This window comes from Roseibium sp. MMSF_3544 (genome assembly GCF_030732845.1).
Taxonomy (GTDB): Bacteria; Pseudomonadota; Alphaproteobacteria; order Rhizobiales; family Stappiaceae; genus Roseibium.
Window position 1 is genome coordinate 35427 of record NZ_JASHKA010000001.1, and the last position, 25269, is coordinate 60695.

The 25269-nt window shown below is 56.8% G+C and carries 26 protein-coding genes; 8 read left to right on the forward strand and 18 right to left on the reverse strand.

The window, feature by feature from the left end; all coding sequences use genetic code 11:
* Positions 1 to 97 precede the first annotated feature (97 nt).
* Complete coding sequence (gene acdA, locus RBB47_RS00175) at positions 98 to 1333, reverse strand: 3-sulfinopropanoyl-CoA desulfinase (protein ID WP_305983688.1); 1236 nt, start codon at positions 1331 to 1333, stop codon at positions 98 to 100.
* Positions 1334 to 1429: 96 nt separating this feature from the next.
* On the opposite strand from acdA, the gene RBB47_RS00180 reads away from it, so the two are divergent.
* A complete protein-coding gene (locus tag RBB47_RS00180; RefSeq protein ID WP_305983689.1) occupies positions 1430 to 2296 on the forward strand; it encodes a LysR family transcriptional regulator in 867 nt (288 codons plus the stop codon).
* A gap of 169 nt (positions 2297 to 2465) precedes the next feature.
* Here the strand turns inward: RBB47_RS00180 and RBB47_RS00185 are convergent, their stop codons facing one another.
* From RBB47_RS00185 to RBB47_RS00210, 6 genes are all read right to left on the reverse strand, one after another.
* Positions 2466 to 3254 (reverse strand): class I SAM-dependent methyltransferase, encoded by a 789-nt coding sequence (locus RBB47_RS00185; protein WP_305984192.1) that lies wholly within the window; start codon positions 3252 to 3254, stop codon positions 2466 to 2468.
* Complete coding sequence (locus RBB47_RS00190) at positions 3254 to 4024, reverse strand: ABC transporter ATP-binding protein (RefSeq protein ID WP_305983690.1); 771 nt, start codon at positions 4022 to 4024, stop codon at positions 3254 to 3256. The genes RBB47_RS00185 and RBB47_RS00190 overlap by 1 nt, the downstream gene beginning before the upstream one ends.
* Positions 4021 to 5082: an iron ABC transporter permease gene (locus RBB47_RS00195; protein ID WP_305983691.1), complete on the reverse strand. Its 1062-nt coding sequence runs from the start codon at positions 5080 to 5082 to the stop codon at positions 4021 to 4023. The genes RBB47_RS00190 and RBB47_RS00195 overlap by 4 nt, the downstream gene beginning before the upstream one ends.
* A 63-nt stretch (positions 5083 to 5145) precedes the next feature.
* Entirely contained in the window at positions 5146 to 6300 is a 1155-nt protein-coding gene (locus tag RBB47_RS00200) for an ABC transporter substrate-binding protein (protein WP_305983692.1), read from the reverse strand.
* 159 nt (positions 6301 to 6459) lie between these two features.
* Positions 6460 to 6915: a DUF1993 family protein gene (locus RBB47_RS00205; protein WP_305983693.1), complete on the reverse strand. Its 456-nt coding sequence runs from the start codon at positions 6913 to 6915 to the stop codon at positions 6460 to 6462.
* Positions 6916 to 7055: 140 nt separating this feature from the next.
* On the reverse strand, positions 7056 to 8657 hold the full coding sequence (locus RBB47_RS00210; RefSeq protein ID WP_305983694.1) for a winged helix-turn-helix domain-containing protein: 1602 nt from the start codon (positions 8655 to 8657) through the stop codon (positions 7056 to 7058).
* 455 nt (positions 8658 to 9112) lie between these two features.
* Here RBB47_RS00210 and RBB47_RS00215 point away from each other — a divergent pair, with 455 nt between their 5' ends.
* Positions 9113 to 9694, forward strand: coding sequence for a hypothetical protein (locus RBB47_RS00215; protein ID WP_305983695.1), 582 nt, complete (start codon positions 9113 to 9115; stop codon positions 9692 to 9694).
* 18 nt (positions 9695 to 9712) lie between these two features.
* Here the strand turns inward: RBB47_RS00215 and RBB47_RS00220 are convergent, their stop codons facing one another.
* Entirely contained in the window at positions 9713 to 11428 is a 1716-nt protein-coding gene (locus RBB47_RS00220) for a caspase family protein (RefSeq protein ID WP_305983696.1), read from the reverse strand.
* Positions 11429 to 11661: 233 nt separating this feature from the next.
* On the opposite strand from RBB47_RS00220, the gene RBB47_RS00225 reads away from it, so the two are divergent.
* Both RBB47_RS00225 and RBB47_RS00230 read left to right on the forward strand, forming a co-directional pair.
* Positions 11662 to 12447 carry a 2OG-Fe(II) oxygenase gene (locus RBB47_RS00225; protein WP_305983697.1) on the forward strand — a complete coding sequence of 262 codons (786 nt, stop codon included), beginning with the start codon at positions 11662 to 11664 and terminating at the stop codon, positions 12445 to 12447.
* A gap of 108 nt (positions 12448 to 12555) precedes the next feature.
* Entirely contained in the window at positions 12556 to 12996 is a 441-nt protein-coding gene (locus RBB47_RS00230; RefSeq protein WP_305983698.1) for a hypothetical protein, read from the forward strand.
* 28 nt (positions 12997 to 13024) lie between these two features.
* Here the strand turns inward: RBB47_RS00230 and RBB47_RS00235 are convergent, their stop codons facing one another.
* Together RBB47_RS00235 and RBB47_RS00240 are read right to left on the reverse strand one after the other, a co-directional pair.
* A complete protein-coding gene (locus RBB47_RS00235) occupies positions 13025 to 13336 on the reverse strand; it encodes a multidrug efflux SMR transporter (RefSeq protein ID WP_305983699.1) in 312 nt (103 codons plus the stop codon).
* A gap of 145 nt (positions 13337 to 13481) precedes the next feature.
* Complete coding sequence (locus RBB47_RS00240) at positions 13482 to 14231, reverse strand: sulfite exporter TauE/SafE family protein (protein WP_305983700.1); 750 nt, start codon at positions 14229 to 14231, stop codon at positions 13482 to 13484.
* Between the two features lie 73 nt (positions 14232 to 14304).
* On the opposite strand from RBB47_RS00240, the gene RBB47_RS00245 reads away from it, so the two are divergent.
* Entirely contained in the window at positions 14305 to 15006 is a 702-nt protein-coding gene (locus RBB47_RS00245; RefSeq protein ID WP_305983701.1) for a FadR/GntR family transcriptional regulator, read from the forward strand.
* On the opposite strand, the gene RBB47_RS00250 is transcribed toward RBB47_RS00245, so the two are convergent.
* From RBB47_RS00250 to RBB47_RS00265, 4 genes are read right to left on the reverse strand one after another with little or no spacing between them, the layout of a single operon-like run.
* Entirely contained in the window at positions 15007 to 16290 is a 1284-nt protein-coding gene (locus RBB47_RS00250) for a M28 family peptidase (RefSeq protein WP_305983702.1), read from the reverse strand.
* The gene (locus tag RBB47_RS00255) at positions 16283 to 17848 is read right to left on the reverse strand and encodes a tripartite tricarboxylate transporter permease (RefSeq protein WP_305983703.1); all 1566 of its coding nucleotides are present in this window, start codon (positions 17846 to 17848) and stop codon (positions 16283 to 16285) included. The genes RBB47_RS00250 and RBB47_RS00255 overlap by 8 nt, the downstream gene beginning before the upstream one ends.
* Positions 17845 to 18288 carry a tripartite tricarboxylate transporter TctB family protein gene (locus tag RBB47_RS00260; protein WP_305983704.1) on the reverse strand — a complete coding sequence of 148 codons (444 nt, stop codon included), beginning with the start codon at positions 18286 to 18288 and terminating at the stop codon, positions 17845 to 17847. Before RBB47_RS00260 ends, RBB47_RS00255 begins: the two co-directional genes overlap by 4 nt.
* 18 nt (positions 18289 to 18306) lie before the next feature.
* Entirely contained in the window at positions 18307 to 19275 is a 969-nt protein-coding gene (locus RBB47_RS00265) for a tripartite tricarboxylate transporter substrate binding protein (protein WP_305983705.1), read from the reverse strand.
* Between the two features lie 161 nt (positions 19276 to 19436).
* On the opposite strand from RBB47_RS00265, the gene RBB47_RS00270 reads away from it, so the two are divergent.
* Positions 19437 to 20348 (forward strand): LysR family transcriptional regulator, encoded by a 912-nt coding sequence (locus RBB47_RS00270; RefSeq protein ID WP_305983706.1) that lies wholly within the window; start codon positions 19437 to 19439, stop codon positions 20346 to 20348.
* A gap of 130 nt (positions 20349 to 20478) precedes the next feature.
* Here RBB47_RS00270 and serA read toward each other — a convergent pair whose 3' ends face one another.
* A complete protein-coding gene (gene serA / locus RBB47_RS00275; RefSeq protein ID WP_305983707.1) occupies positions 20479 to 21723 on the reverse strand; it encodes a phosphoglycerate dehydrogenase in 1245 nt (414 codons plus the stop codon).
* Positions 21724 to 21882: 159 nt separating this feature from the next.
* Positions 21883 to 22215 carry a helix-turn-helix transcriptional regulator gene (locus tag RBB47_RS00280; RefSeq protein ID WP_305983708.1) on the reverse strand — a complete coding sequence of 111 codons (333 nt, stop codon included), beginning with the start codon at positions 22213 to 22215 and terminating at the stop codon, positions 21883 to 21885.
* Positions 22216 to 22272: 57 nt separating this feature from the next.
* On the opposite strand from RBB47_RS00280, the gene RBB47_RS00285 reads away from it, so the two are divergent.
* Positions 22273 to 22713 (forward strand): SRPBCC domain-containing protein, encoded by a 441-nt coding sequence (locus RBB47_RS00285; protein ID WP_305983709.1) that lies wholly within the window; start codon positions 22273 to 22275, stop codon positions 22711 to 22713.
* Between the two features lie 12 nt (positions 22714 to 22725).
* A complete protein-coding gene (locus RBB47_RS00290) occupies positions 22726 to 23208 on the forward strand; it encodes an SRPBCC domain-containing protein (protein WP_305983710.1) in 483 nt (160 codons plus the stop codon).
* 385 nt (positions 23209 to 23593) lie between these two features.
* On the opposite strand, the gene RBB47_RS00295 is transcribed toward RBB47_RS00290, so the two are convergent.
* Both RBB47_RS00295 and ilvN read right to left on the reverse strand, forming a co-directional pair.
* A complete protein-coding gene (locus tag RBB47_RS00295; RefSeq protein ID WP_305983711.1) occupies positions 23594 to 24400 on the reverse strand; it encodes an arylamine N-acetyltransferase in 807 nt (268 codons plus the stop codon).
* Between the two features lie 272 nt (positions 24401 to 24672).
* Positions 24673 to 25245 (reverse strand): acetolactate synthase small subunit, encoded by a 573-nt coding sequence (ilvN, locus tag RBB47_RS00300; RefSeq protein WP_305983712.1) that lies wholly within the window; start codon positions 25243 to 25245, stop codon positions 24673 to 24675.
* Between the last annotated feature and the right edge of the window lie 24 nt (positions 25246 to 25269).

A 25269-nucleotide genomic window follows, 5' to 3' on the forward strand; every position in this document is an offset into this window, starting at 1 on the left:
AGGCATCGTTTGGGGAAAAGCGGGTCCTAGCTTGCGCGAGCGTGCGCATCAAAGGTGTCCATGCGCAGTAAAGCGTGAACGCGAGCCTTTGCTTTCATCATGCAAAACGTCGATCCGGGACAGCCGCGTGACGCTCCATTTCCGAGAGGCGCGTGTATCCGTCACGTGTTTGCGGCGTCTTGATGCCGAGGATACTCCCTGCAATCTGTGTGCGCAGGATCTGGGCAGTACCGCCGCCAATCGTGAACATGCGTACATCGCGATACATTCGCTCCAGCGGTTCGCGATCGCTGTATCCGCGTGCACCAAACATCTGCAGCGCGTCGCTGACCACCTTGATTGCCATTTCCGAAGCAAAGAGTTTTGCCCTGGCGGCCATCGTCATGTCGGGGTACTGGCTTCCATTCGGTCCACGTGAGCGTGCGGCCTCATGGAGCAGCAGTCGGGCCGCGTGAACTTGCGTGTCCATATCGGCAAGCATCCACTGAAGCCCCTGAAACTCCGCGAGTGGACGCCCGAACTGTTCACGCTGAAGGAGATAGTGTTTGGCACGTGCGAGCGCCCCGGCGGCGACACCCATGGCAATGGTGCCGGCCCCCACGCGCTGCGAATTGTAAGCGTTCATCAGCTCGGCAAATCCACGCTTCAAGCCGGATTGCGGTTGCACCAGCCATTTCCCGTCGATCTCGACGTTTTCGAACCTTAGCTCCGCTTCCGGCATGCCGCAGATCCCCATGGTCTGTTCGCGCCCCATCACTCTGAAACCGTCAGGTACCTCACCGGCTGCCAGGTCGGCAAAAAGAATGAAGCCACCGATCCCCTGATCGATCCCGGCCTCGTCCAACACGCGGGCAAACACGAGATAAAGCTTTGAGGTCCCGCCACCGGTGATCCAATGCTTGGCGCCATTGAGGATGTAGCTATCTCCACGCTTCTGCGCGGTTGTCTGCATCTCGGTTGCCGCGCTCCCGGCATCTGGTTCCGTGATGCAGATCGCGGGCTTGTCTCCGGCCAGCACATGTTGCGCGCAAAACGCTTTCTGTTCGTGATTGCCGTATCCCATAACGGCACTGATGCCGCCCATGTTCGCTTCGACAACCACCCGTGCGGTCAGTGTACAGACCTTGGCGATCTCCTCGACCACCATGGCAACGTCCAGAAAACTGGCTCCTTGTCCGCCGTATTTCCTCGGGATCGACATCCCCATGATTCTGGCATCGACGAGTTCGCCGACGTTTTGCCAGCAATAGGCCTTCGACCGGTCCCATTCGGCCGCACGGCGCTCAAATCGCGGTGCGAGTTCTTTTGCGACATTCACTAACGGATGGGTCAAGGCGCGCCCCCCAAGTTTGGCTGGCATCAGAATACACTTGCAGAAATTCAGAACAATCGAATAAATCTTGATATGAAATACAGGAAATCTGAAGTTATGCAGACACGATCCTTGAGAACCCTCGTACGGGTTTCCAAAGTCGGCTCTTTTGCCAAAGCGGCGGAGCAACTGAACATGACGCTTTCGGCGCTTTCCATGCAGATGAAGGCACTGGAGACCGAACTTGGCGTTGATCTTTTTGACCGCTCGATGCGGCCACCGAGACTGACGCCTGTCGGGCGATCGATCGTTGATGAGGCGGTCCCGCTTCTTCAGTGCGAGGAGAGCCTCCTGGAGATTTGCCGTTCCGACACCACACTCGTCGGTCATTTCCGCATCGGATTTGTAACCACGGCGGCAGTCCGGCTTCTGCCAGCCTTTTTGGAAAATGCAAAGCGGCATGCACCGCAAGCATCGTTTGAACTGCAAACCGGTCTTTCGAAGGCCTTGCAGACCAAAGTTGTGAACGGGCAGCTCGATGCCGCCATCGTGACCGATGCTGACGGGTTGCCAGACGCGCTTTCAGAGCTCATCCTGCGCAAAGAGCCATTGGTGTTTGCGGCATGCAAATCACTCCTGACGGCAGGCCTGGACGGTTTGCTAAAGGAACAGGCTTTCTTTCACTTCATGCCGGATACGGGGATCGGGAAGCTGATCGCAAACGAGATGTTGCAGCACAAGCGTCCGAAACACGCCGAGACGATCGTCCTGGACAATCTTGAGGCGATCATGGAATGCGTTTCCGCAGGTCTCGGGTTTACCTTGCTCCCCGCGCCGGACGTCGAACGGTACCGCACTGAGGATGTGACGACTGTGCCATCGCCGAAACTATTGGAAAGGAGACTGGTGCTCGCGACTTTGCGCGAGGGAGCGCTTGCAACGCATGCTGCCTCACTCGGGAAACTGCTTGAATGGAAGTCCTGAACAAGCCAGCGCAAGTGCTTGTGCATGAGCGAACAAAGTTCCGCCAAACTGACTGCAAAAACGTCGGTAAACGGACTTTCAGCGACAGTACCGGTTCGTCAGATTTGTCCGCTTTTGGCGGCCTTGCGAGGGGCGCAGGTCTCCTGAACAAGGTGTGCAGACAAGACAGTCAGTCTTTCACAAACACCACTGCAAACCGATTTTCGGAGCTTTGCCGCAGTCGATTTGCCAGGGTGTGCGCACGCATTCCCTGATTATAAAGCGGGCGCGGGTCAAGAGTTGCGACTTTCCGGAAGCCGGCGTTGGCGAGATCGATCACGAGCCGCTCTTCGGTGAGGCCACCCCGGTAGGGCAAGCGCGCCCGGATCGCAGTGTCCGTCGTCGCATCATCTGCATCCCTTGGTGGGACTGGATCCAGTAAATGTGCCAACCAGAGTTTCATCCGGAAATGTCGAGACAATGGTCGCATCCAGTTGCCGTCATTGATCAGCAAGCGGCCCGAAGGACTTAAAATGCGAAACCATTCCGCAAAGGCCTTTGCCGGGTTGGTCAACGTCCATGCGAGATGCCGTGTCACCGCAAAATCAATGCTGCCGTCTTCAATCGCTTCAAGGTTTTCCGCGTCGGAAAGCAGTGGAGACCAGGATTTTCCGGCAAGTTTGACCCTGGCGCGTGACAACATTTCTTCTGAAAAATCCAGACCAATCACATCTGCTTCAAGATCGCAGAGCATCCTGCTGATTTCACCCGTGCCGCAAGCCAGATCAAGAACTTTGATACCGCTGGCGGATTGATCGTTTTCCAGTCCAATGGCTTGCCGCAGAAATGCGCGCCATTCCGGCGCACCATAATTGTCCTCAATCCGATGCGACGGACTGTCATCGAAACTCTCCGCTCGGGCTGACCAATAAGCGCGTATTTGTTCCTTGAGGTCGAAATTCCGAACCGGTTCCTCCATCACGGCAACCTCGCGTCGACATAAAGGTTCCCGCGTGAGGTCTGTTCCAGATGGGTGATCACCCGGTAGGTTTCACCAATCTCCGACAAGGCGAGAATGTCTTCTGGTTTGCCGTCCGCAAGAATCTCACCTTCACGGAGCAAGATCAGCCGGTCGCAGAATTTTGCGGCCAGGTTCAGATCATGGAGTGCTGCCATGACCACCGGCTTCTTTCGATCCATCTCGTTGCGGATTGAGCTCATGATCGAGAGCTGGTGGTGCAGGTCCAATGCGCTGGTCGGTTCGTCCAGAAGGATAACCTGCGGTGAGCGCACGATGGTTTGTGCCACGGCCACCATCTGCGTCTGGCCACCGCTCAGATCTCCAATTCCGCGACTGGCCAGATGAGAGAGGTCAAGCGCCTTCAGCGTGTCCGAGACCCGGTCAAGGTTGTCCGACTTCACTCTCCAGCCGGTCGTCTGTTTCAGTGCCAACAGAACACTTTCGAAAACGGTCAGCAGAGCGTTGCATCCAAAGGCCTGCGGCATATAGGCGATCCGGCGCGCTCTGTCGCGCCGGCGCAAGTGTGTGACATCCTCACCGTCAAGCAGCACCTGTCCGTTCATGGGTGTCACCAGACCGGCAATAGATTTGAACAAGGTGGATTTGCCGGAGGCATTCGGACCAATCACGCCGACAAAAGCTCCGCTCGGCACTTCGGGTACGGTAACGCCATGGAGAACACGCGCGCGGCCATAACCTGCACACAGCTTGGTAATGACGAGTGTCATGACAACCGTTCCCGTCTGGTGCTGAGAATGATTGACACGAAAACCGGCACGCCAATCAAAGATGTAATGATCCCGATTGGGTAGATGATGCCAGGCGTTATCGACTTCGAAATAAGCGACGTCAATGAAAGAACCAGCGCACCCACGAGTGCTGAAAGCGGCACAAAGTAACGCTGGTCTTCTCCCACCAGAAGTCGTGCAATATGTGGGCCGACTAGCCCGACAAATCCAACGGTGCCGACAAAGGACACCGCTGTTGCTGCAAGAAGGGAGATGCATATGAGCATCTCGACTCGGAGCCGGGCCACATCAACGCCCATGCTCTCGGCCGCGGCCTCACCCATGCGCAACGCGGTCATGGGCCAGGTGCGGTAAAGGCTGAACGGAATTGCGACGCACAGGAGCAGCGTGCCGATGCCGATCTTTTCCCAACTTGCCCGGCTGAGCGAGCCCATCATCCAGAAGACGATCCGTGCGATCTGATCCTCCGATGCCATGTATTGCATCAGTGCTAGAAGTGCCGAGAAGGTAAAGAATATTGCAATCCCGAAGAGGATCATGGTCTCTGACCCCACACCTTTCAGCCTGGCGGCGAACAAGATGAAGCCGCATGTAGCGAGTGCAAAAACGAAGGCATTTGTCGTCACCAGAAGCGGTCCCACCGCCGGGATCACCGAGAAACCCATCACAATTGCCAGCGATGCGCCAAAACTGGCCGCAGCGGAGACGCCTAATGTGAACGGTTCAGCCAAAGGGTTGTTGAGGATCGTTTGCATCTGCGCACCTGCGACGGCCAGCAGTGCTCCGACAAGGACTGCGGTCACAGCGACCGGCAGACGATAGTCCCAGACGATCACTTTGAGACGCACGCCGTGCGACATCGGATCGGCAAAGACTTCGGCAACAGTGGAAAGCGAGTAGTTTCCCGGGCCGGTGGTAACATCCAAAAGAAAACTCACGACCAACAGCAAAGCGACCGCCAGGATCATTCCGTAACGCCGAGCAACTTGCAAAGCATAGCCTTGCCGCATTTCGGCGGCACTCGTATCCACGCTCATAATCTACCTCAAGACATAGTCAGCCCCGCCCGCGCAGGCGAGCAGGGCGAAGCGGGGACAAGACTAGCCGTCTGTTTTCAGGCTGCCCCAGAAAACGCCGGAATTGTCGATCGGCAGGAACTTGTCGTGCAGCTCCTTCATTGTCGCGTCAGGATCCAGGTCCTCAAACAGTTCCGGATGAATCCATTTGGCGAAGGCCTGCATGGCCACAAAGTGATACGGGCTGTTGTAGAACTGGTGATAGACCGAATGGAACCTTCCGGACTTTACTGCCGACAAGTCAGACCAGCCCTCACGTGTGGCAAGCGCACTCAGACGCTGGTCGATCATGTCCTCAGTTGCCTCGTAACCGAAAAGAACCGCCGTGGTTTCGGGATTGGCCTCGGACCAGTTGCCACCGGTCCCAATGATGATCTCTGGATCGTCGGCAAAGATCGCTTCCAGCGAAACATTGGTGGCAAAGCCCGGAAACTTAAGAGATCCCCAATTCCTTCCGCCCGCCAAATCTACAAGACGGCCAAGGTTGGCTGCGCCAAACGTGCTGCAGCATTTGGCCGGGTTGTATCCTGCGGCACGCTCGATGAAGACGATGGGCCGGTCTTCCACCGGAATCGCTTCGACGCGCGTGAAGATGAGCTTCATCTGCTGCTGGTAGTAATCGGTGAAAGCATCGGCCTCGTCCCGCTTGTCAAAAATGCGGCCAAGCAGTTGGACACTTGGAACCGTGTTCTGCGTGGGATCCTGACGGAAATCAACGAAGATCGTTGCGACTCCGGCTTCTTCAAGTTTTTCGAGGATACCGCTTTCCTGGGCCTTGAGCAGATTGCCAAGGTTCATCAGAACGACTTCCGTCCCGAGCGAAATCACGGCTTCAAGGTTCCACTCGTCGGAGTAAGGGCTGCCAAAGCTCGGCAGTTGGCTCGCCTGAGGGAATAACTCGGCATATTTACGGTAAGCGTCTGGGTCGAACCGAACCATATCGTCTTTCCAGCCGACGATCCGTTTGAAAGGGTTGTCCTGGTCCAGCAAGGCAATCGTATAGATCATGCGACCTTCGCCGATCACGACTTTGCTGGGGTTTTTCTCAACTTCGACCGTGCGGCCTGCGATGTCTGTTACGGTGATTGTCTCTGCGTTGGCGAACGTGGCGGATGCGAAACTTATCGCAATTGCTGCGGCAGCGGAGCAAAGACCCCGCGTCAGTTGTCTGACTTTCATGGGTCTCTCCAATCGTTTTTGACGGCATGTTTGATCATGCGGTGCGCAGTTTTATAAACATGAGTAATTGAGTCAAGATATAGTTTGATCAAAATCACAATGCGGCAAGGGACGTGATGCTGGCGTGCTCAGGTCAGTCTGCGGTTCGCAATTCAGGTCTCAATATTGATGCAGCCCGTCAAAATCTGCTTTGCCGATTTGCAGTCCTGCATGCCGCAAACCGGCGTAAGCCTGCGTGAAATGAAAGAGCATGTTGGGATAGGCGAAGCGGAGGACATAGTCCGCGGCATTCTGTTCCAACCTTGCGTTTCCGGCGATGTGCGCGACGTTGCTGTTCCAATCGATCGGCGGAGCTGAACCAACCGCAAGGCGTACCTCTTCATACAAGGACTGAAGGCTTTGCGGAGTGCAGGGCTCGATGATTTCCGGTATGGGGCGCCCCGCGGGAAGGCATACTGCGCGTGCAGCGAACTGTATCGCGACCGCAAGGTGGAACCCTGTATCGAATGCATCCAGCGCGATTTGAATGGCCAGCAGCTCTTCCGAATCGGGATGCTCGGTCACCAGGTTCAGCAATTTACCTGACTGGTCCAGGTAGTGTTCGATGGCAGCCAAGAGTGACTTGTCGAGCTCGGAGCCCTTTTTCATCCCATTCTCCGTTGAAACAATGAAAACACTCGTTCGAGGGCTGCTGACAGCAGGCTTGCAGGCCCGAGTGGGGGAGCACCGCGCTGCGCTTGGGAGATTGAAGCCGGCTAATCAAGCGCATGACTGGCGGATTTTTGCTGGCTGAGAATTTCGAGACCCCCGATGACCTTTCCCTTTACCTTCTTGGAAAAGACTATGTGGTTCTCCACGAAGGCGATTGGATCGTTTGAAAATTGCGCAAGCGCTGCGTCTGCTTCATCACCTTTGCCAAGGTATCCGTGCGCAGAGGCCAGTGCTATGTGAGACTCGATGAAACCATCCTTTTGGCGCACGGCCTCCTGCGCCGTGTTGGCGGCATCTTCGTATCGATCAGCGCATAATTGGGCAATCGCAAATTGGCTCAAATACAGATGGTACAACGGATCACGCGCGCCCGTCCGGACCGCTTGTTCTATCCACCCGATCCCTTCCTCGATCTGATCGGAGGCGAGCGCGTGCGCGACGCCCAGAACGCTGTAAGCTTGCGGGTCATGCGGGTTGAGCCTGGTTGCCTCCCGGGCCTCTTTGATCGCCAATTCGGAACGCGATGGTGAGCCGTACATATGTGCAAGGGCTTTGAGGATACGGGCCTTTGGATCTTCAGGGTCAAGTTCAACAGCACGACTTGCTGCAGCCATGAAATTCCGTCGACCGGTCTCCCGGTCAGGCTCGTCGAAAAATCGCAGGCCAACAGAGTAGGAGAGCGCCTCGCCGACATGAGCACGGACATAGTCCGGATCAAGTTCGATGGCTTTCGAAAAAAGCCGCCTTGCCTCCAGGATTTCCTGAAATTTCATTCTGTATATGAGTGCCGAAGCTTGAAGACAGGTTTCCCACGCGGCAAGAGCGTTTGGTGCTTTCGCTGAAATTTTTCTGATTTCCGCCTTTTCAATCGTCGGCACAATCGCCAAGGCCACCTGTTGCGTGATCTCGTCCTGCACCAGGAAAATATCGGTCAGCAGCCGATCATATTGTTCAGAAAACAGCTGCTGGCCCGTCGTGGTGTCCACGAGTTCGGCGGACACTCTTACGCGGTTGCCGGCTTTCCTGACACTGCCGTCAACGATGTAGCGGGCGCGCAGTTCCTTGCCGATCTGGCGAACCTCAACTGCCTGCCCTTTGAACGAAAAACTCGAACTCCTGGCCACCACGTTGAACCCGCCGAAACGGCCAAGCGCGGTGAGAATATCTTCCGCAATTCCATCAGCGAAATATTCCTGTTCAGGATCGCCTGACATGTTTTCGAACGGCAACACGGCCAGGGTCGGCCGGGACTCGGTATTCAGCTGAGGAGAAGTTTCGAGCCCAGGCCGCTGCGGAACTTCACTTTCGGCGGCCTCAGGGGCGTGTTTTTCCGGATTCGTGATCTCGGTATCGGCGACAAAACGGTACCCCTGTCGCGGCAAAGTCTTGATGAATTTCTGCGAATTGCCATCATCGCCCAATGCACGACGCAGTGCATTGATGCGGCTGTTGAGAGTGCCGTCGCCGACGATCTTTCCGCGCCACACCTTTTCAAACAACTCATCTTTCGAGACCACTCTGCCGGAATGCTCGGCAAGATAGACCAGGAGTGAAAATGCCTGAGGCTGCAGCATGATTTCCTTGCCGTCGCAGGTGAGCTCGCGCCTATCACCGTCAATCACGTAGCGGCCAAATCGAAATATCATCGGTCAGCAAGCCTCCGGCAAGGAGAATTCACATTCGGGCAAGACAGCGGCAATCCATTCTTCATGCAGGGCCATGGCGTCGTCTGTAACTTCAGATCAGGGTATTCGATGAGGTCAAAATGGCAGAGCCGCGCTCAACTTCAGATGATACCATCGATCTTATTGCGCTCAATGCCGCAGATGAGGAGGAGGCCTCCTCTCGGAGGTTGAAACGTCCACTTTGGCAGCGCTTGTGGGGATGGTTCTGGGTCTACACTGAACGGTATGGTCGAACCGACACAACTAGTTACAAGGGACTTTTGTAAAGGACTGTTTCGCAGCCATGTCGGGCCGCGAGCCAGTGTGCCGTTGACGCTGACTTCTGGCTCCACCGGACAATAAGTCCCGCAGGCGTTGCTTGCCTTGACGTGTTTTTCTTCCAGAAGTTGCGCTTCTCAGGTAGTCTTGAACCATCGTTGAGATCGACAGAGGGCCTTGTTGTGGACCGGAAGATTGAGCTCAAATGGAGCCAGAGGTTTGATTTTGTCGGCAACCTGACAACTGGCCCGACCGGCGGTTCAGCCACCAGCTTTCAGGTCAAGGCCTCGCTTCGCAACACCTACAGTTCGCTCTTCGGGATTTACATGTTCCTGGAAGACACCAGCTTCGAGCCAGGACGGCGGTCGGCAATCGAGGGGTGGCGCACAAGCCGGGGCCTTGCAACAACGGGAGCGCTCAAGCCGATCTATATCGGTATCGTCAAATCCGATCAGCGCGACTTCGTGGAGCGGATGCGCGAGCATCACAAGAAATGGATCCATCAGTATCACGACAAGGGGCAGCTCTTCGTGAAGTTCGCGACAACCTATTACTGGTGCAAAGAGGAGGAGCTTCCGCAGCTTATTGAGGATGCGGAGAGCGTTCTGGTTTTCGAGCTGAAGCCTTATGAGAACACCGCCAAGATCAATTCCTACCGGCTTGCGGAACACGTTCTGGTCAGTAACACCGGACACCATGCACCCCTGCCCAAGTCGATCCGGTCGAACAGGCATTTTTGACGCCAGCTGCGAAAACCGTCAGAAATCAACTTCCATGACGGCTGATTTTGCCCAGTGGCCGCGATTGTCGAACCAGCCTCTGGCATCGGTTTTCTTCAGATCCACACGTCCTCTCCGGTCCGTGTGGTACTGGGCATTGTTCTGCCCCTTTCTGCTCTCCTTCGGTCGGCCGGGACGCCAGTTCGTGTAACCGACCGCTTCGCCGTTGTACCAGCGCCAGCCTCCGTCAGGCTCGCGTGCGACCGGATCTTGCCGCATGCCGAAATAGGGACCACCCTTGTAGCTGTATCCATTTTTGGCGTCGAAACCGAACTCGAAGAATTCGACTTCGTCCTCGATCAGGGAATAGATGAAGTCGTTTTCAGCTTTTGACGTAACTGATGCTGGATAGCCGCCGCATCTCTCAAACAGCGTTACGTACTCCCTGAAGCTGCTGGAGCTGATAACAACAAAATAGAGACTGTTTCCCCTGCGCCCGTAAACGCTCCTGCGCCTGCCAAGGCACTCTAGAATGTCAACAATGCGCTCATCTTCCCCAAGCAAACGCAGTGCGTTCGGATCATGAGTCGCGGCGAATTTTGCGTTTGCAAAGGAACCATCAGCGCGTGTGACCGGACGGGAGATCCCAAGATGCTCGAGCACGGTTTCGTCGACGAAGCCCGTGTTTTCCATTCCGAGATCTGCCTGAAGATCCCGAATTCCCGCCCTGGTCCTGGAGCCCCAGACACCATCGGCGCTGCCCACGGTATAGCCGGCATCGTTGAGGGCCGACTGCACCTGTCGCTTCTGTTGCGTGCTCAGACGAAGCGACGCCTCGCGGGTTTGAGCTGGCGGGCCAGCTTGCCCGTCCTTTGAAAGGGCGCGCAAGACGTCGGGCCGCGCCATGACCGATGATCCATGGGACCGGCGCAAGAGATCCCAGCCACGAGGTGTGTTGACCTTGATGGCAGCCTTAACAACCTCGTCCACGCCGGGACCTGGTTCAGGGACAGGCTGAGGCTGGATCTGGACTGTCGTCGCTGGTGAGAGGCTGGCGTTCAGGATAACGTCGCCAGTCAGCGACGAATTCTCCCACGGAACCTGTTTTCCGCCAGTGGCATTCAGCACATCGTTGCGCACCTTGCGAAGACTTCTTGCGATATCCTCGCCGGGCGTTCCGATGTGTTTGACAAGAGCGGATGTGAAGGGACTGTTGCGGCCGGTTCCGTCCAGCGCAACGTTGCCGGGCTGTGTGGAAAATGAGATCAGGGTGCCGACGCCGCTGCTGATACGCGCCAGACCGCGTCCGACTTCCGCAGACCGGGTTCCCATGGATCGGGCCAGATTTCGGGCAAGCGGATTGTTGCGGCAGGCATCCAGGAACACCAGGTTGGTCTTGGTCTTGCGCTCCATGGCGGAGAGCACCATCCCGATCGGCAAGGCTTCGAAATCTAGATCGTCGAAGGTTTCAAGCCTTGCGTCTACCGGCGCGATGTAGTTTTCACCGCTGACCTGCAGGCCGTGGCCGGCATAGTAAAACAGCCCCATTTCGGCATCTGTCAGGGCGCTGACAAACTCCCGAACCTTGCCACGCAGGTCCGTCAGACCAAGGTCGCGGCCCTCAATGACCGTAAAGCCAAGCGATCTGAGTTTCGCCGACATGTCGGCTGCGTCATTGGCCGGATTGGCGAGTTCTGCAACATGCTCATAGGCGGAGTTGCCGACCACAAGCGCGACCCGCTTGGCAGCCTCCACCGGCAATGCCGAAAAGAATAAAAGCAGACACCCACAAATCAGCCGGAACATCTTGCTAGCCCAATACCAACACCCTGCCGTTCCATTTATAGCAATGGATGGCGCCCGCCGCAAAAAGTGCAGCTGGCAACGGCTTTGTTTGTTCCCGCATCAACTCTTTCCGTCCTCGCAAAATAGCTTATTGAATGAACCTTGACGCACACGACGTTTCAACATCTGCAGGAGACAGACGCATGCGAGATCTGGTCAATCTTGACCTATATCCTCTCGACCAGCGCGGAAGCGCGGCCTGGTCGGACCTGGTTCAGTCCTGCAGGGAAGGCTTGGCAGAAGACGGGTTCTTTAATCTGGCAGGCTTTTTTCGCTCTGAAGCGCTGAACGATCAGGTGAGCGCACTGAAGCCGGTGTTGGAACACCAGGCCTTTGCACACGTTCGGCGTCACAACATTTACTTCTCGAAAACGATTGAGGGTCTGGACCCTGACCATCCGGCGTTGCGGGAAGCCGAGACATCGAACCGTACCGTCTGCGCGGACCAGATGGGTGAGGCCGCCTTGATCCAGCTTTACGAATGGCCGCCATTTGCGGAATTCCTGGCCGCTGTCATGGACAAGCCGGAGCTTTTTACGATGGAGGACCCGCTGGCCCGTGTGAACGTGATGAGTTACTCGGAAGGCGAAGCTCTGAATTGGCATTTCGACCGGTCCGAGTTCACCACGACCTTGCTTTTGCAGTCACCCGATCGCGGTGGCGATTTTGAATACGATCAGGACCTGCGTAGCGAGAAAGACCCAAATTTCAACGGTGTCGCAGATCTGCTCGAAGGCCGCCGGACACCAACGCGTATTGAGCTTGAACCTGGTACGCTCAATGTCTTTAAAGGAAAGAACACGGCGCATCGCGTGACCCCGGTTCACGGCAACGTGGAGCGGATTATCGCCGTTTTTTCCTTCTTTGAACGGCCCGGAGTTCTGTTTTCGGATGAGGAGCGTATCGGGTTTTACGGGCGCGCCGGGTAAGGGGTGGGGCGTCCAGCCACGTCTGTGAGACAAGGTGTTATCACCGGAGTTCGGAAGGGGCTGAGACGACGTGCCCGATTTCCAGCGCATGTCGCTTCGCAAGCTGCTATGCTGGCCCACATGTTACGTGCGCTCTTTCTTTTGCTGTTGACGGCAGCACCTGCCATGGCCTGGGAGGCCAAGCTGGGGCAGATTTGTGAATTGACCCATGAGGGGGAAAACGCTTCCGTCCGTGTCACCTTTGACCCGGCGATCCCGGAGTATGCCATTGCGATCTCGCCGAAAAGCCCCTGGCAGGGCGGTCCGCTCTTTTCGATGCGCTTCGATGGCCCACAAGGCAATACGATCGCAACCGACCGGCATGTGATTACGGGCGGCGGCGCGACCCTGACGGTTACCGACAGCGGTTTCGGCAACGTCTTGAACGGACTTGAATTCAATCACACCGCTACCGCGCGCCTTGGCGATCGGGCCGTAGCCGTCCCGCTTGACGGCGCCGCCCCGGCCGTACGCGAATTTCGCGCGTGCGCCGCCGGTCTGAACGTCTGAGTCCAGCTACGACACAGAAGCCGCAGGCTCAGGCGAGCTTCATCGTGACGATCCCCGCCACGATCAAAAGGGCGGCGATTGCGCGCTGGATGGTCACGGTTTCACCCAAAAACCAATAGCCGACCACGAACGCGCCGACGGCGCCGATACCGGTCCAGATCATATAACTGGTCCCGAGCGGCAGCGTGCGCATTGACAGGGCAAGCAGTCCGAAGGAAGCCACCATTGCGCCCAGCATGATGAGGGTCGGCGTCAGCCGGGTAAATCCGTCCGACGCCTTCATCGCAAAGGCCCAGACGATTTCAAGGATTCCAGCGGCGAACAGGAAAAGCCACGCCATGGTATTTCTCCATCTCGGGTCGTCCCGTATTGAGTGAACGCCAGGTTTTAGACCCAGAGGGGGCCGTCCCCCGGTCCCTCAGATGGGCGTGCGTCGTGGCGATGCAAATGAATAATCGGTAAGCTTTGCCAAAAATGGCATGATGTCAGCGCACAAAAAAGGCGACGGTCATTCCAAAACCTACCAAGGTTACAAATCCACGCAGAAGAATTGTATTGTCGATCCTTCTGGTCGCTCGGGCACCGAGATATCCGCCGGCGGTGGCGCAAACGGCCATTAGTATTGCTGGTTTCCAGGCAATGAGCCCGGCAAAGGCAAACGCGCACACCGATAGCAGAGAGAGCACTGCCGACAACAGGTTCTTCAGACCGTTCATGCCATGAAGACTGGTGAAGCCGATCAGGCCCAATGTTGCGAGTAGCATGATGCCCAATCCGCCGTTGAAGTAGCCGCCATAGATGGAGACAATGAAAACTGCAAACCCGGACACCGCAGGACTCGCGGGTCCACACGCACGTCGTTGAAGCGTTTCCGCAATCAGCGGACCTGCGGCAAAGGCAACGGTGGCCAGCAGCAACATCCAGGGAATGACCCACAGAAAAGCATCTCCCGGCGTGACTACCAAGAGTCCTGCTCCGATGAGGCTGCCGATCATCGCGATCGTGACTATTTTGCGAAGCGACAGCGTTCCTTCTGAGTGGATATCGTCACGAAAAGCCCAAACACTGCTCATGTAGCCCGGTAAGACAATCAGCGTGGATGTTGCATTCGCAGAGACAGGAGGAATGCCTGCGTAGATTAGGACTGGGAGTGTAAGGAATGTTCCGCCACCGGCGATGGCATTGAGCAGGCCAGCTGCGAACCCAGCAAGTCCAAACAGCACGATTTCAAACATTTCAAGACTTCCCTGTCGAACAAAGTGGAGCACCTTGTAGCGCATCGAGAATTGGTCTAGTAATTGGTCTGTTATGAAGTCTCGGCGACACCGAAAATCGGCTGCAATCGTTGGAAATGAGCTACGGTTTCTATTGGAACGTATTGCGCCAGATTCAGGAGATCGATTGCCTCCAGAACGAGATCTCGCCAGTCAATTGGGCTGCGGTCGGGAAACGTTACGAAAGGTTCTGGAAGACCTCGAAAAGGACGGCGAAATTTGGCGCCATGTCGGTCAAGGTACTTTCCGAGGTCAACGACCAACCCATCTGCCGCTTCGTGACACTTTGTTGATCAATGGTGTGATGCCGCGTGACGTGATGCGCGCGCGCGCGCTGCTCGAACCGCAGGTGACGGGCGAGGCGGCGCGTAAGGCAACTGCAGATGACGTTTCCAGGCTTCGAGAAAAAGTCACGGCGGGACGCAGGGCAGAAGACCGCCTGCAATGTGAAATCGCCGATGACGCGTTTCACAAGGCCGTGGCGCAAGTCGCCGGAAATCCGCTTCTGACGCAGGTACTGATGTTTCTTTCAAATGCCCGTCGGCGTGTTAACTGGCAACGCGCATGGGACAGAACCTATCGGCGCATCGGTATAGACGAGTTTCGTGGTCTTCACAGCGACCAGCACGCCAGAATTGTGGATGCGATATCCAAGGCCGATGCCAATGCGGCAATAACGGCCATGCAGGTGCATCTGGACACGATCCAGTCCCTCATGAAAAGGGAAGCAAATTAGTCACGTTCGGTGACTCGCCACCGGCTCGTAATTTTTGTGCGGCCAACGGCCCGTGATGTCTGGACCTGCCCGAAGTGCCGAAAGGGTCAGATGTTCGGTCACATCAACGGCACGTTCGAGTGACGAAGGGTCGACCAACTCCCTCGTGTCGCCCCCTGTGAGGACAAATTTGGCTGCGCTTTCCGGCTCATTGAACCCCGATAGAAGACGAAGTGCTGGGATGCCGTGCCTCGCGAAACTGGCGTGATCGGAGTTGGGTTGGAAGGGTTCGTGAATTTTCAGGCTTAGACTGCTCTCGGCAAGCTCTCTCTCGAGCCAGCTGGAAAGTCCTTTAAATCCACTCGTCAGGGCGGTCAGCCCCTGTCCACCGACGACGGTGTCTGCGTTTATGTTCAAAAGGATCTGGTCAGCTTCTTTCACCGACAGTTCGCTCACATAGCGCTGAGAGCCGATAAGCCCCCACTCCTCGAACGTGAAGAAAGCCAGCCTGACCCCATGGTTGGAAAAGTCGTATAGGTTCCGCAAGCGGCGTGCAATTTCGAGGCAGAGCACAACGCCCGTGGCGTTATCAAGCGCACTTTCACCAATGTCGTGTCCGTCGTAGTGGGCGGACAACACGATCCATTTTCCGCTCGCCCCTGGACGATCAAACAGAAGATTTACGCCTTTTGCCATTTGGCTCCGGGTCTCGATCAATATCCGGGCGCGGCGCTCAGAAGGTCGGGCCAGTCTTATGGCGACTGCCGTTTCAGGTGTTATGCCCAATGCCGGAAGCCCGGGTTCTTCCGCCCGTGCGGAGCCTGTTACCGGCTGGTTTGCAACGCGTGAGACCACAAGGATCGCGACTGCGCCGGCGTCGCGGGCCAGTTGCAGTTTCTTGCGACGGTGGAACGTGTCGCTGCTGAACATGACTTCGTGCCCCACCATTGCAATCTTTCCGTTCAGATCAGCGCCTGAGGCCTTGAAATCTTCCGGCAAACCGCGCCCGAGATCGACAACTTCGGCTTCAATTCCCTCCGGCGGTGTCGGTTCCGCGCGCACAAGTGGGTGGCAAAGCGCGTCTGCATCGCCGTTGACCGAGAGCCGGGCGTTCAGTGCCTGCCATCCTACGTGGTGGAAATGGTGCTCCTTGCAAGGCACACCCAATGCAGCTGAGGCCGCCCTCGCCAGCCAGTTTCTTGCCGCCACCTCAGACGCGGTCCCTGCAAAACGTCCACCAAATTCACAGAGCGTATTCAGGTCGGAAAAAAGCGCGTCGGGGTCAGAGAGGGTCCTATCACTCATCAGATTGTCTCTTCTGGCTGTTTTCACCGGTACTGTTGCTGGAGGTTGAGGACACCTCGTTTGAGGGTGCACCCGCGCCGGTGCGAATGAACGAAAACACCGTCCAGACCAGCATGAGCGCTGATACAACAAGCAGCCAGAAACTGATCGGCCGGTCGACAAAGATGGCGGGATCGCCGCGACCAATGAGCATGGCGCGTCTCAAGTTCTCTTCCATGATCGGACCGAGGACGAAGCCGACAACGAGAGGGGCCGGATCAAATCCTGTTAAGCGCATGAAGTAGCCGATGACACCAAACAACAGGACGAGTCCGATATCGAAGACACTGAGGTTGACGGAATACACACCGACACAGATCAGGCAGATTATTGCCGGATAGAGAAACCGATAGGGGATCTGCAGAAGCCGCACCCACAGACCGATCAGCGGTATGTTCAAAATGAGCAACAGCAGATTGCCGATCCAGAAACTTGCGACAAGGCCCCAGAAAATGTGCGGATTGAGATTGAGAAGCGATGGGCCGGGCGCGACGCCGTGAATCAGGAGCGCACCTAGCATGATCGCCATCGTTGCGCTACCAGGCACTCCCAGCGTGAGAGTCGGAATAAAGGCGGACTGAACAGCTGCGTTGTTGGCTGCCTCTGGCGCTGCTATTCCCGGTATATGACCGGTCCCGAACAGATTCTTGCTACGGGAGACGATCTTCTCGAACGCATAGGCGAAGAAAGCCGCCATGGTTTGCCCGGCTCCAGGCAAAATACCAATGGCACTGCCGATTACGGCTCCGCGCGCCATCGGCAATCCCGCCTGTTTCATGTCTTGTGATGTCGGTGCCATCTCGCGCAGCCGGACTTTCTGCCGGATCTGATCGGCCCCGCCGGTGTGGATTGATTGTATGATCTCGGCAACGCCGAAGAGGCCCATCGCAAGGGCGACGAGGCTGACGCCGTCATAGAGTTCAAGAGCGCCTAACGTAAACCGGGCAGTTCCACTGTTGACATCGGTTCCGACAGTGCCGAGTGCCAGACCGAGAAGCACCATTGCCAATCCCTTGGCCGGCGAACCACCGGTGATAGTTGCTGCGCCGATAAGTCCGAGGACCATCATAGAAAAATACTCGGCAGGCCCGAATACCAGCGTCATTTCTGCGAGTGTCGGTGCCAGTGCAATAAGAAGCACGATGCCAAAGGTTCCTCCCGCGAAAGAGGCGATCGTCGTGATGAAGAGGGCGACACCGGCACGCCCTTTTTTTGCAAGTGGATTGCCGTCTATGGCGGTAACGGCAGATGATGGCGTGCCTGGGAGATTGAGAAGGATGGCGGCGGTTGAACCACCATATTCCGCCCCGTAGTAGACACCGGCGAGCATTACGATGGCTGCTTCCGGTGACAGGTAGAACGAAACCGGCAGGAGCATGGAAACGGCTGCCAGAGATCCGATGCCGGGCAGGACGCCAATGAGTGTTCCCAGCAGAACACCCAGAAAACAATACGCCAGGTTGGCCGGCAGAAGTGCGGTCTCGAAACCGAGTACGAGATTGCCCAGTAGCTCACTCATGGAAACCTCACAAGTGGTATCGGCATTCCAAGAACGACGACGAAAATGATGTAGGCCATGGCTATGAGGGTTGTGCTGAGCGCCACGACCCTTAAGGGTGCAAAGGGCCGCTCGGCGGTCGTTGACACCGTTACGGCTGCAAACACGGCGGCTGCAAGACCGAGTAGGGCCATGAAAATTCCGAACGCGGCGATTGACGCGGAGATGGCAAGCGTTGGACGCCAGGCGATCTGCATATGGTCGCCGCCTCTGAACAGGCCGCGGCATGCGATGATCGCGCCTGTCAGAATTGTGAGCCAACCAATGATGAGCGGAAAGTATCCGGCTCCCATGCTTCTGAGCGTGCCAAGCGGGTAAGCCGAGCCGGTGATGAGATAGGCGACCCCGAAAGCCAGGATTGCAAGGCCGCCTATCGTGTTGTTGTTCGCAAGGCGCGACATCGTTTTATCCAGCCTGCCTTACTGAGAAACCTCGATCCCGGCGCTCTCCACGATGTCCGCCCAGCGTTGATTCTCGGTTGAGAGGAAGGCCTGGAAGTCTTCCGGAGCAAGCTCGCCGGGGCTTACGCCGAGTTTTGACAGCCGATCCAGTACGACGTCTTCCTTCAAAATCTCAGCAACGGCGGTGCGCAGGCTGTCGACGATTTCGTCAGGCGTTCCCTTCGGAGCAAGGAGGCCCCACCAGTGACGCACCTCAAGATCAACGCCAGATTCTGCAAACGTGGGAACGTCGGGCAGGATCGCGACGCGTTCTGGCGAGGTAACACCGATGACCTGAATACTTCCGGCTTCGGCTAGAGACCGACCGGACGCGTAAGATCCGAACGCAACATCGACTTGTGACCCAGCAAGGCCCTGCAGCGATGGACCCGTTCCGCCGAACGGCACATGCAGCAATTTGGCATCTACCTGTGCCTGAAAGAGCTCGGCGACCATATGGGTTGTCGCTCCGATCCCCCCGGACCCGATGGCAATCGCATCTTCTGCAGATTTCGCCTTTTCGGTTACTGCCTGGATAGAGGCGTCCTCCATACCCGGACTTGCAAAAAGGACGATCGGTGCAAGCCCGACCTGTGCGATTGCGATAAAGTCCTCAGCCTTATAGGCAACGTCATCATAGACGTTTGGAACAATGGCATAAGGCATGTCAGCCAGTAGCAACGTGTAGCCGTCGGCATCGCTGCGAGCGACAGACTCTGTTCCGACCCTGCTTCCGGCCCCGGAACGGTTCTCTACTATGAAGTTGCCGCCAAGAACCTCATTGAGACGCTCGGCAAGCATGCGTGCGAGTGTGTCGCTGCTGCCGCCGGCCCCGTAGGGTGCCACGATGGTAACCGGGCGTTCCGGATAGTCCGCAGCACCGGCGGGCAGTGAAAGGGCAAACGCAGCGCAAACAGCTGCGAGTGTTTTTCTTAGTCTGAAGGCCATTTTTCAACTCCCTGACAAGCGATTTCATCGTGAGCAGTACGATAACCATTAATAAAGCAAATCCAGATATCAAACAAATCAGCAAATATCCCCTTTGTTTCAAAATTAGTCTATTGTTTTCAGTATTTAAGCATCTATAATGTTTGATTATGAAGCATCCATTGTCTCAGTTATTGGCCTTCCGCGCGGTCCTTGATACCGGCTCGATGACCGAGGCCGCACGGTTGCTTGGAAAGTCCCAGCCTGCCGTCAGCAACCTCATTGCACGGCTTGAGGCCGATGTTGGCCTTGAGCTGTTTGTGCGCGAGAAGCGCGGTTTGCGCCCAACGAGTGCGGCGCTGTCACTGTCTGGCAGTGCAAGTCAGGTCCTTTCAGGATACCGGCGCATGGAAACGTCGATCGAGATGCTTCGGAGCGGCAAGGGCGGTCATCTGGTGATCGCAACGCAGGCGATGGCAGGGAATGTCTTGCTACCAAGATCAATTGCGCGGTTCCGGAAGGAGTCACCGGGTGTCACGATACGTGTTCAAACCATGGAGTCGACCAGGGTTCATGATGTGCTCTCAACCGGTTTGTTCGACATGGGCATCGCCGCAACGCCCTTCGACACGACCAGCATGCGCATGGAGAGCTACCGGGCACCTTGTGTGGTGATTATGTCCAAGACAAATCCGCTTCGCGCAGAGAGTTATCTCAGCGCGCGCATGCTTTCCGGTGTGCCGTTTGTCGCGGTAATGCCCGACCGGCTGCACTATCACTCGATCGCAAAGTGTTTTGACAAGGCGGGGGCGGCCTGGAATGTCGTGTGCGAATCCGATTCCTTCCGGATTGCAGCTGAAATCGTTGCAGGCAGCGATTGTGTTGCAGTGGTTGACGGGTTAACCGGGCTTGAATTCTCCGACAGTCTCGCTATGCGTCCGTTTCATCCGCTCCTGCCCTATGAGTTCGCCCTGTATCGCGGCCCGGATACTGAATTGAGGCCCGTCGTCGAACGGTTCAGCAAGATTTTCACAGCCGAGACGAATTCCCTTCTCGACAAGATCAGTACAGATTCATCTCGCCGGGTGGGGTGATCGGTCGCTAAACTGGCCGCAGCAATTCGTTCCTGAATTTCAAGCGTGGGTTAGGTGTGGAATCTAAGAAGGTTGTTCGAAGCCCGCTGTAAAATGGGACGAACTTCAGATTCGGGTGACTAGGTTCAGCTCAGACGCGGTTCAGCAGCCTTGCGCGGATGGTGTTCGGCAGGGCACGGATTTCTTCCAGGATCCTGACCGGGTCGGCAACCGGACTGTCAACGTCAAGAACCACATAGCCAATGTCCTTGTGAGACTGCATGAACTGCGCGTGGATATTGAGATTGTGCCTGGTGAAGAGATCGTTCAGCGTGCGCATCGCGCCCGGTGCATTGTGGTGAACCTGGATGAAGCGGGTTGCGTCTGTGCCCTTGGGCAGCTGTACTTGGGGGAACTCAACGGCGCCGATGGTGGAACCGACATCGGAATATTCAACCAGCCGCTTGGAGACTTCTTCGCCGATCCGCGCCTGCGCCTCTTCGGTGGAGCCGCCGACATGCGGTGTCAGAATGACGTTGTCGAGGCCGCGCAGGGGGGAGGTGAACTCGTCCTTGTTGGACTTCGGTTCGACCGGAAAAACGTCAATGGCGGCCCCGGCCAGATGCCCTGACCGGAGGGCTTCCGCGAGGGCGTCGATGTCGATCACATTGCCCCGGGCGTTGTTGATCAGGAATGCGCCCTGTTTCATTTTTGCAATCTGTTCTGCACGGAACATGTTGCGGGTTTCGGGCGTATCCGGCACATGCAGCGACACGACATCTGCAGCACCCAGCAAGGAGTCCAGGTTTTCGGTCGGGGCCACATTGCCATGCTGCAGCTTGTCGACCATGTCGAAATAAATGACCCGCATGCCCATGGCTTCGGCAAGGTTGGAAAGCTGCGTGCCGATGTTGCCGTAGCCGACAATGCCGAGTGTCTTGCCGCGGATTTCGTGGGATCCGGCGGCACTTTTCAGCCAGCGGCCCTCATGCGCCGCCGTGGACTTGGGAAAAACGCCGCGCAGCAGCATGACGATCTCGGCAATCGTCAACTCGGCGACGGATCTTGTGTTGGAAAAGGGAGCATTGAAGACCGGAATACCGCGCATGAGCGTGGCTTCCAGTTCCACCTGGTTGGTGCCAACGGAAAAACAACCGACGGCGACCAGGCTTCCGGCCGCTTCAAGCACCTCTTCGGTGATCTGAGTGCGGGAGCGGATGCCCAGCATCTGCACGTCGTCCAGCCTCTCGATCAGTGCATCCTTTTCAAGCGCACCCGGCAGGACTTCCACATTCGTGTAGCCGGCTTTTTCAAGAACAGCGTGCGCGGTTGGGGAAATGCCTTCCAGCAAGAGCCAGCGAATTTGATTTTTCGGCCGGGAGAGACCGTGGATCATGGGCTTGGAGCCTTCTCTTCGAATGAGATGATGCTTGCGCCGGATGGGCGCGGATCGCCGGTGTCGTATACGCGCTGATCCGTGTCGCGTCTAGGTTATCTCCGCAAGGAATTGTTCCGATTGCGCCCTGTGTTGCTTGCGCGCTTCCAGCACGGTTTTTCAGTTGGTGGGCGCTTCGAGATCAGATTTGAGCCTGGACAGCAGATTGACGGCGTTTTCCGCATAATCGCCGATCCAGCGGTCGTGGATATCCTTGATGGGCAGGGCGTTGAGATAGTTCCAGCGTTCACGACCCTTGCGCTGAACGATGATCAGGTCCGCAGCTTCCAGAACGCGCATGTGCTGCATAACCGTGCAACGGTCCAGTTCCGGAATTGCCGCGCACAAGGCACCTGTCGTTTTCGGGCTGTCTTTCAACAAATCCAGAATCCTGCGGCGCCTCTTGTCCGCCAATGCCTTGAAAATCCTGTCCGAATCATCCTCTCTTGACATGTTATATTTTTATAACATTTTATGGTGCCAATCAAGCCAGGTGAGGGAGGTTTGAAATTGCACGATGACAGCCTGATGCTGGAACAGGTCTGTGCTGCCCGCTCCGAGCGAGTCTGGGACGTCCTGATTAGACCGGAGCTCTGGTGGGGAAGCGACATCGTTCTGGAAGCTTGTGTAGGCGGCAGGTTCCACGAACCCTGGCACGACAGCGAGGGGCAGCACCACACGCGCGGACGCGTGATCGAGATTGACGCGCCGCGGCTGCTAAAACTCAGCTGGAAGGACGATGACTGGTCGTTCGAGACAATGGTTGCCATTCGACTGGCAGCGCAAGGAGAAAGGTGCCGGATCGTGCTGACTCACAGCGGCTGGAACAGTACGGCTGCGGGTGATCGCGAGCGGCTCAGGACTGCACATCTGCGTGGCTGGACGCATCACCTGGCAAATCTTGCAGCCGGTGTGGAAAAGGCAGCATTGAACGACGTTTCGAGGAAATGAGGGGAGGGAGCCATGACACTTTCATTCAAGATCGCGGGCAGAATTTCTAAACCTGTGTCTGAGGTTTTCGAAGCGGTCGTGAACCCGGATCCGCTGTCGCATTACTTTACAACGGGCGGCGCGGACGCACGATTGACAGCAGGGGTCACCGTTTACTGGTCTTTTGCGGAGTTCCCGGGACAATTTCCGGTGAAGGTCGACCGGGTCGAGAAAGACAGTCTCATCGTGTTGAGATGGGCGGCTCAGGAAAGTGGCGAAGTCAGTTCCACCGGCGAGTTGCCGGAACCGGCCGGCTACGACACGACCGTCACGATGACCTTCGATACTCTGGACGATGGACGCACCCTTGTGACCATCAGTGAAGAAGGTTGGCGCGAAACGGCTGGCGGGCTGAAAGCCTCCTATGGCAATTGCGAAGGCTGGACTCAGATGCTGTGCTCGCTGAAGGCCTTCCTTGAGCACCGCATCAATTTGCGCGAGGGGTTTTACGGATAGTGCGGGCAGGGCGTGGCAGTTCTTGCTTCGCTAAATCCTCATCCTGAGGATCCGTGATGACGGCGTCTCGAAGCCACCATGTTGTTCGGATCCGCTTGCCGCCCTCCGTTCCCATCCCTCTCCCTTGGGGAGAGGGTAAGGGTGAGGGGTCAAATCCGTCGAGGGACCTGAAACGTCTGCCCCCTCACCCGGCCTTTCAGGCCGACCTCTCCCAACGGGAGAGGTGACAATTCGTGAGACACGGGCATTTCTCATCTTGCACGACTTCATAGCGCATGACGCTATATCGAAGGGCGGGCGGTGCACCCAATTGCAAGCGGCTATCCTTGGAAACGGAGCTGGCGGCACTCCTCAGCTTCAAGGGAGGGTGATGCGATTGAAACACTTATTGAAGCGTTGCCAACCTGTTTGAAATGGCTTGAGCCGTGGCATCGTCATATCCAAGGCCCATGTCTTTTTTCATGAATTCACCAAGCTCGCCCGCATCCAGTATCTGCCATTCGCGTTTTTCCTCACCGTTCACCCATCGTGCGCGGCCATCCAGAAAACTCAAAAAGCCGGTCTCCGTCAGACGGTAGAACTTCATGCTTGCCGAAAAAGATTGATCCGGTGACAGGGCGCACAGGAAGTTGGAAGCTTCGAGATCCGCCGGGCGCACGTCGACACGGTCAAAGCCATAGAGCGAAAACCAGCCATCCTCGGTCTGACGTTCCAGGACATGTTCGCCAGTAAGGCTCTCGAACCGGATCCGGTAGATCTGATCGCGGATCTTCTGTTCGTCATCGGGTGCAATTCTGACCGGTTCGGCAGGCGCCTGGCCGCCGAACCCGGCATCGACCAGCCATTCGTTGCCATCGAGCGATACAACGAAGGCGAGGTGGGTTCTGGCGCCACCTTCGGCCGCACCCTGGCGCACGCGCGCCAAAACCTGGCGGCTGGAAAACCCGGCCGCATCAAGCGCTTTGCCAAGAAGCGAATTCAATTCAAAACAATAGCCACCGCACCGGTCGAGGACGAGTTTTTGCCAAAGGGCGTCATCATCGAGCCTTGGCACGCGCCCAAGGAAAGGCAAGACGTTCTCAAACGGGATCGCGCTGATCTGCGCTGCCTGAAGCGATCTCAGTCCATCAAGATCCGGACTGCAGGCTTCAAGGCCGATCCGGCGGAGATAAGTGGCAAGGTCAAAGGACATATGGTGGCCCGGGCAAAGGAATAGACCCGTCGCATGTAGGAGCCTCGGGGATGAACGTAAAGGGGAAGTCCTGGTGGCGGTCACCCGTTCAAAGCGAAACGGATGGTGCCTGAAGTCCAAATCGGCCGATCACCGGCAAGGAGACGATTGGCGCAAGAGCAAGGATATCCGCCTCGGAATAAGGTTGTGCATTTGGCGATGCTCCACACCGAAATCAAAAAGGCCCGCCGCGCGGTGGCGGCGGACTTTCAAAACGAAAGCGCGAAAAGGGCTTAGAGACCTTCCGGACCACGCTGAACGGCGGCAACGCCGGTGCGGGACACTTCAACGAGGCCAAGCGGTTTCATGATGGCGATGAACTGCTCGATCTTGGACGTCCGGCCGGTGATTTCGAAGACGAAGTGCTCCGTCGTCGCGTCGATCACGGTTGCACGGAAGGCATCGCCGAGACGCAGCGCTTCCAGGCGTTTGTCGCCGTCACCAGCCACCTTGATGAGCGCAAGTTCGCGTTCCAGCGGTTTGTCCTGGTTGGCTCGTTTTGCGCGCACCGTCAGATCCGTCACCCGGTGGACGGGGACAAGACGGTCGAGCTGGTGGCGGATCTGCTCGATAATCATTGGCGTTCCCGTGGTCACGATCGTGATCCGCGACAGGTGCTTTTCGTGTTCGGTTTCCGACACGGTGAGACTGTCGATGTTGTAGCCGCGACCGGAAAAGAGCCCGATCACGCGGGCAAGGACGCCTGGCTCGTTGTCGACGAGAAGCGATAGCGTATGTGTTTCGATTTCATTGCTGACTTCGGCCAGGAAATAGGCGGAAGGCGCATCGACATTTTGTGCGTTCATTTTTGAATATCCTTCTGACCCGGC